Origin of the sequence: Nocardia sichangensis (assembly GCF_047200615.1) — a bacterium.
GTDB lineage: Bacteria > Actinomycetota > Actinomycetes > Mycobacteriales > Mycobacteriaceae > Nocardia > Nocardia sichangensis.
This window is the reverse complement of sequence record NZ_JBJZOK010000087.1, coordinates 1-2,386: the sequence shown is the minus strand read 5'-3', so window position 1 is coordinate 2,386 and position 2,386 is coordinate 1. Positions and strand designations below refer to the sequence as shown.

The window sequence follows — 2,386 nt, the reverse complement described above, 5'->3', positions numbered from 1 at the left end:
ATTGTAGGCGTGGAACGCGGCGCGGCGTTCGGTTTCGGACCGGTAGGGGTGGGCGTAAGCCCATTCCTCGAGCAGGGTGCGGTTGAACCGTTCGACCTTGCCGTTGGTCTGCGGCCGGTAGGGCCGTGTGCGTTTGTGCGTGATGCCGGTCGTGGCCAGCTCGGCCCGCCAGAGCTGTGAGATGTAACAGGAACCGTTGTCAGTGAGGACTCGTTTGACGGTGATCCCACTGGAGGCGAAGTATTTTCGCGCTCGACGCCAGAACATGACAGCGGTTTCCTGCGTTCGTCGGGCAGGATTTCGCTGTAGGCCAGTCCGCCTCGAAGGGCTGATACTGCCCGGCCTCGCGAGCGTTGCGGCGAAGCTCGCGAGATATCGTGGACGGAGCCAGCCCCAGCACTGCGGCGATGGCGCGAAGCGTCTCACCTGCGCGACGACGGTCGGCGATCTCGATGCGCTCGTCGTTACAGGAACCGCGGTGAGATCGCCCGGGAGGCAACCGGATCCAAAGGCGGCACGAACAGGACCGAGCCGTCCTTGCGATAGAGCTTGTATCCGCTGCGCGAGTTGCGGCTCGTGGACCGGCTGATCCCTACCTCACGTCGTGCCGTCGCGGTACTCCAGCCCCGAGCCGGCAATTCGAAAACTGCTGCCGCTTCAAAGACTGCGGCCGCGACCCCGGGCACTTCTTCACCGCCGTGACGACACCCATGACCTCCTCGTGAACCATGATCATGTTGCATCGACCACTCGACACCAAGTTCCGGCCAATAACGGCCGACCTAGGTACGGTAGGGCGGTTGCAAGGGGACAGTGGTGACTAGTCGACCCTTTCGAGCAACGCCTCATCGCCCGCACCGCCGATGCTGGACCCCGCAAACCCGAGAGCGGCACCCTCGACCGCCTGGACGTTGCCTACTGGGCAGGGCACCCGCACCGCCGCCTTGTGTCGATCCAAACGATCGGGTGGAATAACGACCCAGCACTTCCTGTGTTAGCAAACACAGGAACGGCCCACTAGCTAGTCAATGGCTCTTCCGCTAGCATTGGTGCTAAGCAGACGTCCAGAGGAAGGAACGGTTCGATATGACAATCGGATTCGTCGGCACCCACTACCCAAAACCCGAGTACTTCAACGAATTTGTCGACCGCGTACACCGGGTGGCCGCTGTCCTCGAATCTACAGCGGGATGCCTTTCAGTAGCATGCTGGATTAGCGACACGGGCGATGCCGTGGTTTCAACAGCCCTCTTCGAGTCGGATGAAGCGCTGAACGAGTCGTTTAGCGCAGTTCTCGCCGCTGACGTGGATGTCAATTTCGACGACCGTGAGTTGAAGCCGCGATCTGTCCTCAAACTCCTGCCTCGATAGCATCGCAGGGCTGCTACCAATCGAATAGCGTCCCGGACGCCACGAGTCTTCCACACGTTTGGAGATGCATATGAGAATATCGAAGAACGCATACCTGTCCAGCAATTGGCGGATCCAAGAAATCGCGAGCGATTTCCGGGTTGAGGATGTATGGGAGCTACCCACCCCGGGTGGCCCCGACGAGTTTCCACGACTGGTCCAGGAGATCTCCTCCGGCGGCGATTCGAGACAATTCTCGCGATCGTTTCGCGTACTTTTTACGATCCGTTGGGCGATAGGGACGCTTCTGGGCTGGGACAAGCCTGATACGGGCATAGGAGTTCGGGTGCGTTCGCTGCGCGATCGGCTGCCAGACGATTTGCGAGCAGGCCCTCGCGGGCCGGATCTCCACGGTAAGCCATTTCGCTCCGTCTATCTGACGGAAAGAGAATGGGCATCGGAACTCGCCAACCGGACCGTACATACGGTCATGCACATAGTATGGGTACCGAATGGGCGCGGCAAATACACGGGACAAATGGCGGTTCTCGTCAAACCCAATGGGCTTTTTGGCAGATTATACATGATCGCAATTCTCCCTTTTCGGTACCTCGGGGTGTATCGATCCCTTATTTCTGTAATCGGACGGAGATGGCAACATAGCGAGAAGGAGCGTGGTGCGAGTTACTGAAGTATGCTGAACGAATAGGAATTACTCTAATCCATGGACTCAATGTCGGAGCGTCGAGAAATCGAGCGCACGAGTAGCATGTCAGCCACGGCTTGTAGTTCACCGGGTCGGCCATAGTGCCCTCAGTCGGAGAAATGTGGCCTATCGTTCATTTCTTGCTGAAAGTCTCGCTTATAGAATTTTTATTGATTCCCGTAATTCGAACCGGCGAACGGAACGAGCACGCAGTCGGCCCTTCCGTCCAACATGCGGACCATGGTGAACCGCGCGAACATCACCTCCGCTCGCCCCAACGAGCTGAGGTGCACCGACATAGAGAACCTGCCACAGGGGACGGAAAATCCT

The 2,386-nt window shown here is 58.6% G+C and carries 2 protein-coding genes and 2 pseudogenes; 2 read left to right on the top strand and 2 right to left on the bottom strand.

Annotated features, from left to right (window positions below; translation table 11 throughout):
- Together ACL03I_RS39180 and ACL03I_RS39605 are read right to left on the bottom strand one after the other, a co-directional pair.
- Positions 1 to 314: pseudogene (locus ACL03I_RS39180) on the bottom strand (integrase core domain-containing protein); the annotation flags it as partial.
- Positions 314 to 694 (bottom strand): annotated as a pseudogene (locus ACL03I_RS39605) (helix-turn-helix domain-containing protein); the annotation flags it as partial. The pseudogenes ACL03I_RS39605 and ACL03I_RS39180, both read right to left, overlap by 1 nt.
- Positions 695 to 1,086: 392 nt before the next feature.
- On the opposite strand from ACL03I_RS39605, the gene ACL03I_RS39170 reads away from it, so the two are divergent.
- A complete protein-coding gene (locus tag ACL03I_RS39170) occupies positions 1,087 to 1,371 on the top strand; it encodes an antibiotic biosynthesis monooxygenase (protein ID WP_412808621.1) in 285 nt (94 codons plus the stop codon).
- 64 nt (positions 1,372 to 1,435) lie between these two features.
- On the top strand, positions 1,436 to 2,041 hold the full coding sequence (locus tag ACL03I_RS39165; protein WP_412808620.1) for a DUF2867 domain-containing protein: 606 nt from the start codon (positions 1,436 to 1,438) through the stop codon (positions 2,039 to 2,041).
- Positions 2,042 to 2,386 lie beyond the last annotated feature (345 nt).

Coding starts and splice junctions, on each gene's coding strand:
- ACL03I_RS39165 (WP_412808620.1), top strand. CDS start 1,436: ATGCATATGAGAATATCGAAGAACGCATACCTGTCCAGCAATTGGCGG.
- ACL03I_RS39170 (WP_412808621.1), top strand. CDS start 1,087: ATGACAATCGGATTCGTCGGCACCCACTACCCAAAACCCGAGTACTTC.